This window comes from Streptosporangium sp. NPDC049644, assembly GCF_040675205.1.
GTDB lineage: Bacteria > Actinomycetota > Actinomycetes > Streptosporangiales > Streptosporangiaceae > Streptosporangium > Streptosporangium fukuiense.
Genome location: NZ_JBFAOJ010000001.1, coordinates 209,162 through 223,156, shown reverse-complemented (window position 1 = coordinate 223,156; position 13,995 = coordinate 209,162). Strand labels below are relative to the sequence as shown.

Here is a 13,995-nt window from a genome sequence, read left to right as displayed (position 1 = left end):
ACCGAACGTCGGGCCGTCCCGATTGAAAGGACCATCGACATGGCCATCCAAGGCCCCATCCCGATCAGCTTCACGCAGGTCTTCCCGCACGGCTGTTACATCGTCGGCGAGGTCGAGCAGGTCAAGGACTTCGACGCCTCGTCCAAGGGCCGCACCGTCTACGCCAAGGACAAGAACACCGGCGAACTCGTCTGGCAGGTCGCCGTCATGGACGCCGATCCCACCGTCAAGGCCGGACAGAAGACGGTGGCGGTCAAGATCCTGTCCCCGACTCAGCCCGTCGTCCCGGCCGCGCTGCCGGGCCTGCCGTTCGTGCCGGTCGAGTTCGACGGCATGACCGCCACCGCCTACGTCGGCCAGAACACCGGCCGCCTGGCCTGGTCGATCCGGGCAACCGCGATGCGCGCTCCCCGCTCGGCTGCGGCTCCCACTCGGCAGAGCGCTCCGGCCTCGGCCAAGGAGACGGCCGGTAAGGACGTGGCCGCGTGAGTGAGCACCAGCCCTACACCCGCGCCTCGATCTCACTCGATGCGGACGGTACCCGGCTCGACATCTCGTTCCGTACCCCGGACCTGTCGGTCATGGCGCTGGGTGCCAAGAGCGGGCGGCCGTTCCTGAACCTGTCCACCGCACAGGCACAGGTGGTGATCTCCACTACCGGCGGCGGACCGGTCACCGAACGGGACGTGACCCTCGCCCGGCAGCTCGCCGACGCCACCACGCGCTACCTCGCCGACTGCGAGCGCCTGCACACCGAACAGTCCACCAACCCCGACCAGGCCGAGCAGGACAAGGCGGCCTGACACGTAAGCGGGGCCGCCAGAAGCGCCAACTTCCGGCGGCCCCTCGGTTCTCCCTCTCACGCGAATTCAAGGAAGGCCCCCAGCCTAATGTTCAAGAAACTGCCCGGCGACGAGGCACAGCATCTCGTCTCCACCACCCCCGATACCGCCGTCGTCTTCCGCCCGGCCGTCGTCCGTACCCCGGCGATCCTCACGATTCTGATCTTCACGTGGCGGCTGCTGGCCGGTCTCGTGCGGCTGCTGTGGCGTCACCCGATCGCCTCGGCCGTCGCGCTCACCCCCGGCACGCTCACCTACTTCTACGGCTGGCGCTGGGGCCTCGGCCTCGTCGTCCTGGTTCCGATCGGCCTCACCGCCTGGTGCCTCCTCGCTCGCCCCTCGTTCCTGCGCCTGGTGGGCTGGCGGCTGCTGGCCTGGTGGCGGCTGGTGTGGATCTACCGGCGGCACTGGCAACCGGTAATGATCATCTCCGGGCTCGGCCGTCACTTACGTGGCCGGGACTACCTGCCCCGCATCGTCCGCGTCACCTGCACCTCGTGGGCCGACCTGGTCACCGTGCGGATGCTCACCGGGCAATCAGTCAAGGACTGGGCCGACCGCACCGACCACCTCGCCCACGGGTTCGGCGCTCAATCCTGCCGGGTCTCCATCGCGCGCTCGGGCCGGCTACTGCTCGTCTTCCCCCGGCGCGATCCCCTTGCCACACCGCTTGCGGCCGTACCGGTTCCGGCTGAGGTGTCGGTGGGGCCGGTGGAGGTCGGCACGTGCGAGGACGGCAAGCCCTGGCTGTTGAAAGTGCACGGCACTCATGTCCTGGTCGCCGGGGCCACCGGGGCGGGCAAGGGCTCGGTCATCTGGTCAACGATCCGCGGTCTACTCCCCGCCACTCGCGCGGGCCTGGCCCAGGTGTGGGCGCTGGATCCCAAACGGATGGAACTGTCCTACGGGCGTGACCTGTTCGGGGACCGCTACGCCGCGAGTCCGGCCGACTGCGCCGATCTCCTCGAAGCAGCCGTGCAGATCATGCAGGAGCGGGCCGATCGCTACGCCGGACTTCAGCGCTCGCACACACCCACCGTCGATGACCCGTTCGTCCTGGTCGTGGTCGACGAGGTGGCGTTCCTGACCGCCTACCAATCCGACAAGGGGCTGAAGCTCCGCATCTCCGCTGCCCTGGCCACCCTCACCACGCAGGGCCGCGCGGTCGGCTTCGGCGTCATGGCCGCTCTCCAGGACCCGCGCAAAGAGGTCATGAACATCCGCAACCTCTTCCCCGACAAGATCGCGCTCCGCCTGGATGAGTCCGAGCAGGTGGACATGGTGCTCGGCGACGGCGCACGGGACCGCGGGGCACTGGCCGATCACATCTCGCCGATCCCCGAGCAGGGGGCCGGTGTTGGCTATGTCCGGCTGGAGACCTCACCCGATCCGATCCGGGTCCGCGCCGCGTACGTCTCCGACAGTGACATCCGCGCGATGGCGCTGGGGGTGGCCGCGTGAGGGTCTGCTTCTACGGCACCGACGAGGAGATCACCCGCCTGTGCGAGCGGCCCATCCTGGCCGTCCTGGGAACTCGCCACGCTCAGCCCGTTCTGGCCTTCGAACTGCTCAACATCCACGTCACCACCGACCCCTACCAGACCACGTTCCGGCTGTCGGCCGACCTGTCCGAAGTGGAGAGGGGCGAGCGTGACTGAGCTGGCCCACATCCTCGACGGTCTGCGCTGTGCGGCCTGCGGCGCGGTCAACACGCTGTGGCTGGATCTGCTGCGCGGCCTGGTCGAGTGCCGCGAGTGCGGACAGGGCGCACTCCTCGACCCCGATGGGGAGGACGTGTGAGCAATCCCAATGATCGCGGCCTGTCGCGGGCTGAGCGTCAGAGAATGCCGCTCGCGCTGGATGTCGCGGTGGAGATCGCCAAGAACAACGGCGTGTGTATCCGGCCCGTGGTCCTGCGGCGACTGGACACCCACACCGGGCTCACCGAGGATGTCAACGTGCCCTGCGGGGCCACCATGGACGCCAAGTGTCCCTCCTGCGCTCGGCGTAACCGCTACCTGCGGATGGCCCAGTGCCGGGAAGGCTGGCACCTGGAGGCCGAACCTTCGACCACTCCGGATGAGCCGAATGAGGAACAGCGCTGGCTGGTGGAGTTCCGCGCCGACATCCAAGCTCAGCGCGACGCTGCGGAGAAGGCCGGCGACGACACCCGCGACCTGGACGCGATCCTCACCGGGCTCGATGCCGAGATCAACGAGGCCGGGATGCGGGGCACCCTGCTCGGCCGTGCCGCCGGTAAGCGCAACCGCTCGACCCGGCGACGCCAGGATGCCCCTGACCTGCCCAAGCGGGTCCGGCAGAACACCACGCTCGGGCGGACCTTCACCGGCTCGGACGGGGCCGTCTACCGGCCGTCGCTGTTCGTCACGCTCACGCTTCCCTCGTACGGCAAGATCCGGGCGGGACAAGGCGTGCCCGTCGATCCGGACACCTACGACTACACGCGGGCAGCTCGGGACGCGCTGCACTTCTCCAAGCTCGTCGACCGCTTCGTGCAGAACCTGCGCCGGGTCGCGGGCTATGACGTGCAGTACTTCTCCTCCGTCGAACCACAGAGGCGGCTCGCTCCTCACCTGCACATGGCAATCCGCGGCACCATGCCACGCGCTGAGATCAAGCAGATCGCGGCGGCCACCTATCACCAGGTGTGGTGGCCGTCCGTCGATGAGGTCAAGTTCGACGGCGATCACCTTCCGGTGTGGGCTGAGCGTTCCCCACGGGAAGACGGCACCCCCTACCCGGACGGGCAGGATGGTGACTACCTCGACCCGGCCACCGGGGAACTCCTCCCGACCTGGCATGAGGCGCTCGACCGGCTCGACACCGACGAGGAGGCCGAGCCGCTGCACGTGGTCCGCTTCGGCTCGCAGGTCGATGTTCAGGGCGTCCTGTCCGGCACCTCCGATGCCGACCAGTGCATCCGCTACCTGTCGAAGTACCTGACCAAGAGCCTCGGTGACACCCTCGACACCGACAACCCTGCCCAGCGAGTGCATGCCGCGCGCATGGTCGAAGCACTGCGTTACGAACCCTGCTCCCTGGCCTGCCCGAACTGGCTGCGCTACGGCGTACAGCCCAAAGGCGCCAAGCAGGGCATGACCCCGGGCCGATGCAAGGGCAAGGCGCACAAGCCCGAACACCTCGGCTACGCGGGCCGCCGCGTCCTGGTCTCGCGCAAGTGGTCCAACAAGACCCTGTCCGAACACAAACGCGACCGCCGTACCTGGGTCATGGAAGCGCTCGGCCTGGCCGACGAGGTCACCGACCCTCACCGCTACGTCTGGAAACCCGTCCCGGCCGGCGACGGCGACATCCCCTCCCTGGCCCTGCGGCTGCTGCGCATGGTCGCCGAACGCCAGCGCTGGCGAGCGAACCTGCTGACCCTGCAAGCGGAAGCAACCGGACGAGATCTTTCGGCAACGAGGGAGGCGGCGTGAGGAAGAAGGACGACGACGAGCTCATGACCGTTCCGGAGATCCTCGACAAGCTCGGCGGGGTCTCTGTCCGGACCCTTTACCGCTGGCGCGAGATCGGCAAGTTCCCCCGCGGCCTGCGGCTCCCCAATGACGAGATCCGCCTCTACCGCAGTGAGTTCGAGGCGTGGCTTGAGAGCCTCCGGGAGGCGGCGTGAACACCTCGTACGACGTCAAGTTCTTCGAGATCAGCCGGAACAAGTCCAGCAAGACACCGTCGCACGTGGTGCGCTGGTCAGTCGCCCGGAAGCGCTCCTCGAAGACATATCGCACCAAGGCACTCGCCGAGAGCTTCCTGTCGGACCTGCGGCAGGCGGCCAAGCGGGGTGAGGCGTTCGACATCGAGAGCGGCCTCCCTCTGTCGATGATCAAGGCTAAGGATGCCCGGACCATCCTTGAGTTCGTCGCGGCCTTCATCGAGATGAAGTGGCCCCACGCGGCGGCGAAGAGCCGGGACAGCATGTCAGACGCACTCGCCACGGTCCTCCCCTCGCTAACCAAGGACCGTCCCGGCCGTCCCGATGCAGAGATCATGCGGGCGACTCTCCGGAAGCACCTCCTCCTCCCGGAGAGCAAGAGGGCAGAGATTTCCCCGGATATGGCACAGGCGGCCCGCTGGCTTCAGTCCGCGTCACTCGACCTGACCGCCCTGAACGACGCCAAGACGGTACGGCTGGCACTCGACGCGCTCGCCCTCTGTCTCGACGGTAAGGCAGCGGCTCCGAACACGATCGCCCGTAAGCGGGCCGTCTTCCATGCCGTGCTGGAGTACGCGGTGGAGTTGGAAGAGCTGGACGCCAACCCGCTGCACAAGGTCACGTGGAAGCCGCCCAAGGTCACCGAGACCATTGATCCCCGTGTGGCGGTCAATCCCCGGCAGGCTCAAGAGCTGCTCACGATGGTGACCTACGTGGGCGGGCGCGGCCGTGGCCGGCGGCTCATGGCGCTGTTCGCCTGTATGTACTACGCGGCGTTGCGCCCGGGTGAGGCGGTTGGCCTGCGACTCCAGGACTGCCACCTTCCGCTCAAGGGCTGGGGACGGCTGACGGTCGACGTCTCCCGGCCAGAGGTCAACACGCACTGGACGGACAGCGGGGATGCCCACGAGGAACGGGGACTCAAGCACCGGGGCCATGCCGACGTGCGTCCGGTACCGATTCCGCCGGAGCTGGTCGTGATCCTTCGAGAGCACATCAAGGAGTACGGGACCGGTGCGGACGGGCGCATCTTCCGCAGCGAGCGGGGCGGCGTGATCGCCTCGACGGCCTATACCGAGGTGTGGCAGGAAGCTCGGAGGCTGGCCTTCACACCCGCCCAGGTGGCCTCTCCCCTGGCCCGTAGGCCCTACGACCTAAGGCACGCGGCGGTCTCTCTCTGGCTCAACGCGGGTGTCCCGGCTCCTGACGTGGCGGAGCGGGCCGGGCACAGCGTGGACGTCCTGCTGCGGGTCTACGCCAAGTGCCTCGACGGTCAGAAGGATCTGGCGAACAAGCGGATCGGTGACGCGCTGGTCGGCTGAGGTGTTCACCGTACGAAGAGGGTCCCGGAAGCCATCCGGGACCCTTTGGCGTTCCCGGGTCGCCTTCCGCTCGTGAACCGCTCGGAAAGCCCGGAACGACCTGGGAAAACGCCTTCAAGATCATTGCACGCATATTGGTGGAGTGGTGACATGCGGCTGCTTCTGGCCGCCTGCGGCTGCATGTCCCGGAAAAGCAAAAGAGCCCCTCGCGGGGCTCTGAGCTGGGAAGATCCAGTGTGGCAGGTGCAGGACTTGAACCTGCGTAGGCTGAGCCGACGGTTTTACAGACCGCTCCCTTTGACCACTCGGGCAACCTGCCGCGTCCTCCGCGTACCGCGGCGACAGGAAAAGAATAGCGGACTTCCAGGGGTGACGTGACATCTGCGGAGGCCCCCCCCCCGATAGACGGGCGCACTGGGACTTTTGGGGCGGGTGTTGTCGCTCGCGGCGGCCTTGAGCGGGGCGGGAGAGACTGGAGGGACACTGCGATACGGGCGTGCTGGGGGGTTCGGCTGCGGGCACCGAGCGGGTGGGCCGGGGGTGACCTGAGAGAGAGCCGGCCGTGGGGTGGGACGACGGAGCGAGATGACGGGATCGGACGACACGCTGAGGGCGAGGCGGGACACACCGCCGCCCCAGCATTGACAGGAGATGCTGGCTAGGCTGATCCGTTACGTACGCGTCTACCGAACCGGCTCGCGGACGCCGCCGCGGTTCGTGGGCCGTGATGTTCGGAAGCCGGGCAGTGAGTGATAGTTCCAGCAGTTCAAAGGGGATTGGGCTTTGGCGGATTCATCGTTCGACATCGTTAGCAAGATCGATCACCAGGAGGCCGACAACGCGCTGAACCAGACGGTCAAGGAGGTCGGGCACCGGTTCGACTTCAAGGGTACCGGTGCGACGATCGCCTGGTCGGGTGGCCAGAAGGCCGTCGAGATCAGGGCCAACAGCGAGGAGCGCGCCAACGCGGTCCTCGACGTGTTCAAGGACAAGCTGATCAAGCGTGGCCTGTCGCTCAAGATTCTTGACGCGGACGAGCCCAAGCTGTCCGGCAAGGAGTACCGCCTTCTGATCACCCTCAAGGAGGGCATCGACCAGGAGCAGGCCAAGAAGATCTCGAAGATCATCCGGGATGAGGGGCCCAAGGGGGTCAAGGCCCAGATCCAGGGTGATGAGCTGCGGGTGAGTTCCAAGAAGAGGGACGAGCTGCAGGAGGTCATCGCCCTTCTCAAGGGCAAGGACCTGGAGGTCGCCCTCCAGTTCACCAACTACCGGTAGACCGAGGGCCGGGCGGAACTGTGACTCGCACGGTTACCGCCCTCCACTCTCGGACGCACGCCGCCGGGAGTGGAGTCGACGACAGGCGCTTCGGGCCACTCTCCTCCGGACGTGTTCAAAGCGATCATGAGGCTTGAGTGGCCCAGAGCCACCGGTATCGGACGGTCTATCGCGACAGCACGACTTCCTGCTTCCGAAAACGCGCCACCGCTCGACCATGCCCAGCGGATGCCCGCGACGGTTCCAGCGATGGACAACACGCGCCTTTCAGACCGAGGCGAGGTGACAGCCCAGTCGTCTGATGGTCTCCGCGGTGAGCAGGCCGTGACCCCCAACTCGACGCGGACGTCGAACCGGCCCAACTGGCGTTCGAACTCGACGCGCTTGTTACCGCGGCGAACTCGGTCGTGCTACTGCTCGACGACGCTTCGGCGTACGACCGTTCGCGTACCGGGATCCGTGCCCGACTACGCGCCCTGGCCATCCGGCCGGAAGAGGTTCCCTGACGACTCCGCGACGAGGCCCGGTCCGGGCTCTTATCTGAATCGCCGCCCTCGTTGCCCGGGCACCCCCTGGGCAGGTGGCCGGGGACTGCTCCCGGTCACCGAGGGCAAAAGGACGGCGAGCCAGGTCATCCCGCAGATCGTGTCCGACAACGGGAACACCGTGGCCCTGGTCATCTCCAGCGAATCGAGCAGGCCCCGCCTGCGTACCTATGACCTGTCCGAGACGATCGGACTGGACCAGCCGTAGCGACCCAGGAGGGCGGGCTGGACTCCGCCGTGCAGCGGACGCCGAACGCCGGGACAGGAAGAACGTGTGGGTCCGGTGGCTGCCTGGCGAGTGACGGCGAACTATCTTCACTTTCATGGGGAAAATTCACGACAAGATCAATGACCGGCTGCGCGAGTTCATCGGAGCGCAGCCGGTCTATTTCGTGGCGACGGCTCCCGAGCAGGGCGGTCACGTCAACATGTCCCCCAAGGGATACGCCGACACCTTCGCCGTTCTCGACGACACCACCGTCGCCTACCTGGACCTGGACGGCAGCGGGGTGGAGACCATCTCCCACCTCCGCCAGAACGGCCGGATCACAGTGATGTTCTGCGCCTTCTCCGGCCCTCCCAACATTCTTCGCCTGTACGGCACCGGCCGGGTCGTCGTACCGGAGAGTCCTGACTTCGCCACACTGATCAAGAACTTCGGCCCGCACCCGGGGGTGCGGTCGATCATCGTCGTCGACTGCGACCGCATCGCCGACTCCTGCGGCTTCTCCGTGCCGTTCATGTCCTTCGACAGTGACCGGACGCTGCTGGACGAGTGGGCGGGCCGCAAGGATGTCCAGGAGCGGCGTGCCTACCGGGCGAAGAAGAACCGCGAGAGCATCGACGGCATCCCCGGCCTCTCCTCCGAGGAGACCGACCCGGTCACCCAGCACTCCTGACAGCGCCGGTCCTTTCGCCCTGTTCCGATGAGGTTTCCGGCCTTTCTCCGAGGCCGGATGACACCCACGACGGCACCGCTGGTCAGCCTTGACCGAGGCGTACAGTAGCCCGTACGTAACGGACGCCCCCCGAATGTCCGGAAGTCTCGGGGGGTCCTCAGTGGGGTTGTTCCGCCGCTTGAGTGTTTGCGTCGGCGTGGTTGTCGTGGTCATGGGGACGGGCGTCCCCGCCCGGGCCGGAGGCGCGAGGTCTCCGGTCCGGTACGCGGGGCTCGACGGGTGCGTCTGTGCTCCGTGGAAGCTCTGGGTACGCGGCGGCAGGGTGGTCAGCCTCACCGACGCCCGGGTGTTCTCCCGGGACAGGCAACGGGCTCCGCTGGCTCTGTCGCCCAACGGCAGATATGTCACCTATTTCCAGCGCGGCGACGGGGCGCTGGTGGTACGGGAGATGGCGACCGGCGAGATACGCGCGGTGCCCGGCGTGAAGTGGTCGAGCGCCATGCGCGCGGCGCGGATCGAGCTCTCTCCCGGCGGGCGCTACGTGGTGCTGGGTATCCGGTGGGGGCACCGGATCCTGGACACGTACAGCGGTGAGAGTGTTCCGGTGCCGCTGGGGCTGCGGCCGTGGAGCTTCAGTCCCGACGCGAGGTTCGTGCTGGTGGTGGATGACTCGTTCCAGGCGGGGATCTACTCGATGTCGCCCTTCGCCGAGTGGGGACGCGTCCCGGTGGGAGGCGCGCTCGGTCCCGACGGGAAGACCGTGGCCCACTTCACGGCGCGTGACGCGGGGGTCGGCCTGTGGGACGTGTCCGCGGGCAGCGCGCTGAGACGCGGTCCCATCCCGGTACCCCGGGGCAGCACCTCTACCAGGCTGCGCTGGAACGGCAAGGGCCTCCTCGACCTGCAGACGGTCACCCCGCGCAGGTTGAGGAGAGGGGGAGGCACTCGCTACGACTGGTATCGGGTCGCCCCGGAGTCAGGCCGGACGGAGCGGATCGGCGGCTTCGCCGTGCCGGGATCCGTCCACAACCCGATCATCACCGGTCTGACGCCCTGACCCGCCTCATCCGGCGGGTCAGCGGCGGTACCCGGCCATGCGCTCCAGGCGGGCGACGCGCTCGGCGGTGGGCGGGTGGGTGGAGAACATCCGGCCGATCCCCGCGCCGCGGAAGGGGTTGGCGATCATCAGGTGGGAGGCGGAGGCGATCCGGCTGTTCTCCGGGAGGGGCAGATGGCGGGTGCCCATCTCGATCTTTCTCAGTGCCGAGGCGAGCGCCAGCGGATCGCCGGTCAGCCGAGCTCCCGACTCGTCCGCCTGGTATTCGCGGGAGCGGGAGATGGCCATCTGGATCATCCCGGCCGCGACCGGGCCCAGCACGATCATGAGGAGTGCGCCGATGAATCCGGGCCCCTCGTCGTCGTCCCCGCCGCCGAAGAACAGCCCGACGTAGCCCAGATAGGTGATCATGGTGGCGAGCGCTCCGGCCACCGAGGAGATCAGGATGTCGCGGTTGTAGACGTGGGAGAGCTCGTGCCCGATGACACCGCGCAGCTCGCGCTCGTCGAGTATCTGAGTGATCCCGTAGGTGACGCAGACGGCGGCGTTACGAGGGTTGCGTCCCGTCGCGAAGGCGTTGGGCTGCATGGTCGGCGAGACGTAGAGCCGGGGCATGGGCTGGCGTGCCTCTGTGGAGAGCTCACGCACGATCCGGTAGAGCAGCGGCTGCTCGACCTCACTCACCGGCCGGGCACGCATGGCCGACAGCGCGATGCGGTCGGAGAAGAAATAGGCGGCACCGTTGGTCACCAGCGCGACCAGAACCGCGATCTGCACGCCTGCGCCGCCTCCGAACCACGCCCCCACCGCGATGATCACCGCGGACAGTGCGCCGAGAAGGACCGCGGTACGCAGACCGTTGTGGTGCACTACACCCCCCTTTCGGTTGATGCCGATTCACCTGTGACAACGTTTCCAGCCAGGACAAACGTTCCCAGGTGTTTCAGCCCACGGCGATGAGTGCTCCGGGGACGAGGTCGAGGACCAGTTGGGGGGCGACCGAGAACGCGACCGCGACGATTCCGGCCACCGCGATCGCCACACCGGCGGGCAGCCAACCGGCGGCACGGCCGGCCGTTTCCGTGCCCTCGGTGGCCGGGGTGAAGATCCGCACCACCCAGCCGATGTAGTAGTAGAGGCCCGCGACCGTGTTGACCGCCATCACCATGGCCAGCCAGCCGCCGTCACCGCCGAGGAGCTCCCGGAACACCACGATCTTGGCGAAGAGCCCGGCCAGCCCCGGGGGCAGGCCCGCCAGGCAGATCAGGAAGAAGGCCAGTGCCGGCCCGGCCACCGGGTTCCGGAACGCCAGGCCCCGGTAGTCGTCCAACTCCCCCCTGCCGGAGCGCCTCGACACCAGTGTGACCACGGCGAACGCCCCGAGGTTCATCGCCGCGTAGAAGACCAGGTAGGCGATCGAAGCGTTCACCGCCTCGCCGCGCCCGGTGCCGAGGGGCGCGAGGATGTAGCCCGACTGGGCGACGGACGACCAGGCGAGCAGCCGCACGGCATGGCGCTGGCGCATGGCCAGGAGGTTGCCCACGGTCATGGTGAGCGCGGCGATGATCGTGACCAGCGGAACCCAGACGGCGCCCTGGCCGCCCAGGGCGACGACCAGGATGAGGATCAGTCCGGCGAACCCGGCCGCCTTGGAGATGACGGAGAGCAGGGCCGCGACGGGAATGGGCGCACCCTGGTAGACATCGCCCGCCCACGCGTGGAACGGCACCGCCGCGATCTTGAAGGCGAATCCGGCGAGGACCAGCACCATCGCCACGGTGACCACGGCGGGCAGGTCGTAGCCGATCTCCAGCGAGGAGCGGTAGGCGGTGTCGACATCGTCCAAAACGAGCCTCAGGCCGGGCGCACCGAGAACACGCTGCTGGAGAGCCTGGGCGATCCGATCGAGGTAGACGGTTCCGGTCGTCCCGTACAGCAGGGAGACCCCGAAGAGCATCACCGCCGTGGAGACCACGGAGACCAGGAAGAGCTTGACCGCGGCCTCGGAGCTCCGGCCGTCGTAGCGTCTGAGCGCGGTGAGCGCGAACACCGGCAGCGAGACGAGCTCCAGGGCGACCACCAGCATGATCAGGTCACGGGAGGCGGGCAGCGCGACGGCACCCGCCAGCGTGCAGAGCAGCAGGAAGTACCACTCGCCGACGGGGATGTCCCCGAAGGCGAGCTCTGCCGCCGAGAGCAGCACCACGACGATTCCGGCCGCCAGTGCGAGTCCCGCGAAGACCAGGGTGAAGTCGTCGACCACGAACGAGCACGGCGCCGCGGCGGCCGGGGTCGCCGTCTGTTCGGTGCTCAGGGGGGCGATGGCGCCGATCACCGCGTGGGGGGAGCCGAGCAGTCCTTCCGGCACGCAGAAGGTCCTCAGCGGGTCTCCGGTGCGCAGCGCCTGCGAGACCACCACCGCCAGGGCACCGATCACCCCTGCCAGGGTGACCGCGCCGAGCGCCGGCCGGACGTACGGCCTGCGGGGCAGGAAGGCGTCCAGGAGCAGCACCAGCCCGGCGGTGAGGGCGAGGATCAGCGGCGGCGCGACCGCGTAGTAGTCGATCGACTGGATCACGGTGCCCCCACCAGGGTCCGGGCCACCGGATCGGTGAGCAGGAGGAGCGCCTTGGGCCAGAGCCCGAACAGCAGGATCAGCGCGATCAGCGGCACCCAGGCGGCCAGTTCGTGGCCCATGACGTCGGGCATCCGCGGCCTGCCCGCGCTCACCGCTCCCGGCGGGTGCGTGCCTCCCCCAGCCGCGGCCGTCGCGGCCGCGGGGAGGTCCTCCGCCCCGCCCGCCCTGGATCCGAGGGCGTCGTCCTCGGGTCCGGTCGGGCCCGTGGAGGGGAGGGCGTCCGGGGTGGCCGCGGCGAGGAGCGGGACGTGGACGGTCTCGGTGCTCCGGCCGTGGGTGACGCGGGAGAGCATGAGCAGGAAGTAGGCGGCGGTCAGCACGGTGCCGAGACCTCCGAGGGCCATGAAGACCAGGTAGAGGGAGCCGGACAGGCCCGTGGCCGGTTCGAAGGCGCCGAGGAGGGCCAGCATCTCACCCCAGAAACCCGCCAGCCCCGGCAACCCGAGTGAGGCGACACAGGCGAAGGTGAGCAGGGAACCGAGGTGGGGAAGGCGGGTCAGCATGCCGCCACCGAGGGCGGGCATGTCCGAGGTGCCGTAGCGCTCCTTGATCGCCCCGGCGACGAAGAACAGCAGGGCGGTGATCAGGCCGTGGGCGATGTTGCCGAACAGCGCGCCGTTGATCCCGACGGGGGTCAGCGTGGCGAACCCGAGGAGCACGAAACCCATGTGACCGACCGAGGAGTAGGCGATCATCCTTTTGAGGTCGCGCTGGGCGAGGCAGGCCAACGAGCCGTAGATGATGCCGACCACCGCGAAGGCTCCGAGCCAGGGGGCCACGGCGGCGGCCCCGTCGGGCAGGACCGGGATCGCGATTCTGGCGAAACCGTAGGTGCCCATCTTGAGCAGCACCCCCGCCAGGAGCACCGAGCCGACAGTGGGCGCCTCGGTGTGCGCGTCGGGCAGCCAGGTGTGCAGCGGCCACATCGGGGCCTTGACCGCGAGACCGATGCCGACGGCCAGGAAGGCGATGATCTGCACCGGGCGGGACATGCCCGTCCCGCGTGCCTGGGCCAGGGCGGTCATGTCCAGGGTGCCGGTCTGCGACCAGATGATCAGCAGGCCGAGCAGGAGGACCACCGAACCCAGCAGGGTGTAGAGAATGAACTTGATAGCCGCCGCCCGGCGGGCACGTCCTCCCCAGATGGCGATCACGAAGTACATCGGGATGAGGACGACCTCGAAGAACACGAAGAACAGCAGCAGGTCGAGCGCGAGGAACGTGCCGATCATGCCCACTTCGAGGATGAGCAGCGTGAACACCAGTGCCCGTGGCCGGTCACCGCCGCGTCCGGGGCTCAGCAACTGCCCGGGGCCGTCGGCGCGGCCCCGGCACAGGTAGACGAAGCAGAGAAAGGTCAGCAGCGTGGTCAGCACGACCAGCGGCAGTGAGATCCCGTCCACGCCGAGGTGGAACCTCAGGTCCAGGCCGGGGATCCAGGCCAGGTCGGTCACGAACTGCACGCGGGCGGCGTCACCGTGGTCGAACGTGGCGGCCAGCACCACCGACAGTGCGAAGGTGACCCCGGAGACGGCCGGTCCGTGCACCCTGAGCAGCCGCTCCCTTGCCGCCGTATCCGCCCTGGACGGCACGAGCAGCACGGTGGCTCCGGCGAGCGGCACGCCGAGAAGTGCGATCAGGAGCCAGCTCATGGCGCGGCCACCTCACAGGAATTCGGCCCCGGGTTCGCTTCCAGGTTCGGCACTGAGTTCGGTCGCCGGGG

14 protein-coding genes and 1 tRNA gene are annotated in these 13,995 nt (G+C 68.2%); 11 read left to right on the top strand and 4 right to left on the bottom strand.

The features are described from left to right. From AB0J58_RS01115 to AB0J58_RS01080, 8 genes are all read left to right on the top strand, one after another. A partial coding sequence (locus AB0J58_RS01115; RefSeq protein ID WP_364208530.1) for a hypothetical protein occupies positions 1-489 on the top strand: 489 nt, incomplete at its 5' end. Further along, the gene (locus AB0J58_RS01110) at positions 486-803 is read left to right on the top strand and encodes a hypothetical protein (protein WP_364208527.1); all 318 of its coding nucleotides are present in this window, start codon (positions 486-488) and stop codon (positions 801-803) included. The genes AB0J58_RS01115 and AB0J58_RS01110, both read left to right, overlap by 4 nt. A gap of 87 nt (positions 804-890) precedes the next feature. Further along, positions 891-2,303, top strand: coding sequence for an FtsK/SpoIIIE domain-containing protein (locus AB0J58_RS01105; RefSeq protein WP_364208524.1), 1,413 nt, complete (start codon positions 891-893; stop codon positions 2,301-2,303). Further along, complete coding sequence (locus tag AB0J58_RS01100; protein ID WP_364208521.1) at positions 2,300-2,500, top strand: hypothetical protein; 201 nt, start codon at positions 2,300-2,302, stop codon at positions 2,498-2,500. Before AB0J58_RS01105 ends, AB0J58_RS01100 begins: the two co-directional genes overlap by 4 nt. Beyond that, positions 2,493-2,642 (top strand): hypothetical protein, encoded by a 150-nt coding sequence (locus tag AB0J58_RS01095; RefSeq protein ID WP_364208518.1) that lies wholly within the window; start codon positions 2,493-2,495, stop codon positions 2,640-2,642. The genes AB0J58_RS01100 and AB0J58_RS01095 overlap by 8 nt, the downstream gene beginning before the upstream one ends. After that, the gene (locus tag AB0J58_RS01090; protein WP_364208515.1) at positions 2,639-4,300 is read left to right on the top strand and encodes a replication initiator; all 1,662 of its coding nucleotides are present in this window, start codon (positions 2,639-2,641) and stop codon (positions 4,298-4,300) included. Before AB0J58_RS01095 ends, AB0J58_RS01090 begins: the two co-directional genes overlap by 4 nt. 23 nt (positions 4,301-4,323) lie before the next feature. Continuing rightward, entirely contained in the window at positions 4,324-4,494 is a 171-nt protein-coding gene (locus AB0J58_RS01085) for a helix-turn-helix domain-containing protein (protein ID WP_364208546.1), read from the top strand. Beyond that, positions 4,491-5,855, top strand: a complete 1,365-nt coding sequence (locus AB0J58_RS01080) for a tyrosine-type recombinase/integrase (protein ID WP_364208512.1) — start codon at positions 4,491-4,493, stop codon at positions 5,853-5,855. The genes AB0J58_RS01085 and AB0J58_RS01080 overlap by 4 nt, the downstream gene beginning before the upstream one ends. Positions 5,856-6,092: 237 nt before the next feature. Here AB0J58_RS01080 and AB0J58_RS01075 read toward each other — a convergent pair. After that, positions 6,093-6,174, bottom strand: a tRNA-Tyr gene (locus tag AB0J58_RS01075). A 464-nt stretch (positions 6,175-6,638) separates the two neighbouring features. On the opposite strand from AB0J58_RS01075, the gene AB0J58_RS01070 reads away from it, so the two are divergent. The 3 genes from AB0J58_RS01070 to AB0J58_RS01060 all read left to right on the top strand — a co-directional run bounded on the left by AB0J58_RS01070 (position 6,639) and on the right by AB0J58_RS01060 (position 9,634). Then, positions 6,639-7,133, top strand: coding sequence for a YajQ family cyclic di-GMP-binding protein (locus AB0J58_RS01070; RefSeq protein ID WP_030925087.1), 495 nt, complete (start codon positions 6,639-6,641; stop codon positions 7,131-7,133). An 868-nt stretch (positions 7,134-8,001) separates the two neighbouring features. After that, a complete protein-coding gene (locus AB0J58_RS01065) occupies positions 8,002-8,577 on the top strand; it encodes a pyridoxamine 5'-phosphate oxidase family protein (protein WP_364208509.1) in 576 nt (191 codons plus the stop codon). Positions 8,578-8,773: 196 nt separating this feature from the next. Further along, positions 8,774-9,634: a hypothetical protein gene (locus AB0J58_RS01060; protein WP_364208506.1), complete on the top strand. Its 861-nt coding sequence runs from the start codon at positions 8,774-8,776 to the stop codon at positions 9,632-9,634. 18 nt (positions 9,635-9,652) lie between these two features. Here AB0J58_RS01060 and htpX read toward each other — a convergent pair whose 3' ends face one another. The 3 genes from htpX to AB0J58_RS01045 form a co-directional block, all read right to left on the bottom strand. Then, positions 9,653-10,504 (bottom strand): zinc metalloprotease HtpX, encoded by an 852-nt coding sequence (gene htpX, locus AB0J58_RS01055; protein ID WP_343964975.1) that lies wholly within the window; start codon positions 10,502-10,504, stop codon positions 9,653-9,655. Between the two features lie 73 nt (positions 10,505-10,577). Then, the gene (locus AB0J58_RS01050; RefSeq protein ID WP_364208503.1) at positions 10,578-12,212 is read right to left on the bottom strand and encodes an NADH-quinone oxidoreductase subunit N; all 1,635 of its coding nucleotides are present in this window, start codon (positions 12,210-12,212) and stop codon (positions 10,578-10,580) included. Further along, a complete protein-coding gene (locus AB0J58_RS01045; RefSeq protein WP_364208500.1) occupies positions 12,209-13,924 on the bottom strand; it encodes an NADH-quinone oxidoreductase subunit M in 1,716 nt (571 codons plus the stop codon). The genes AB0J58_RS01050 and AB0J58_RS01045 overlap by 4 nt, the downstream gene beginning before the upstream one ends. Positions 13,925-13,995: the final 71 nt, after the last annotated feature.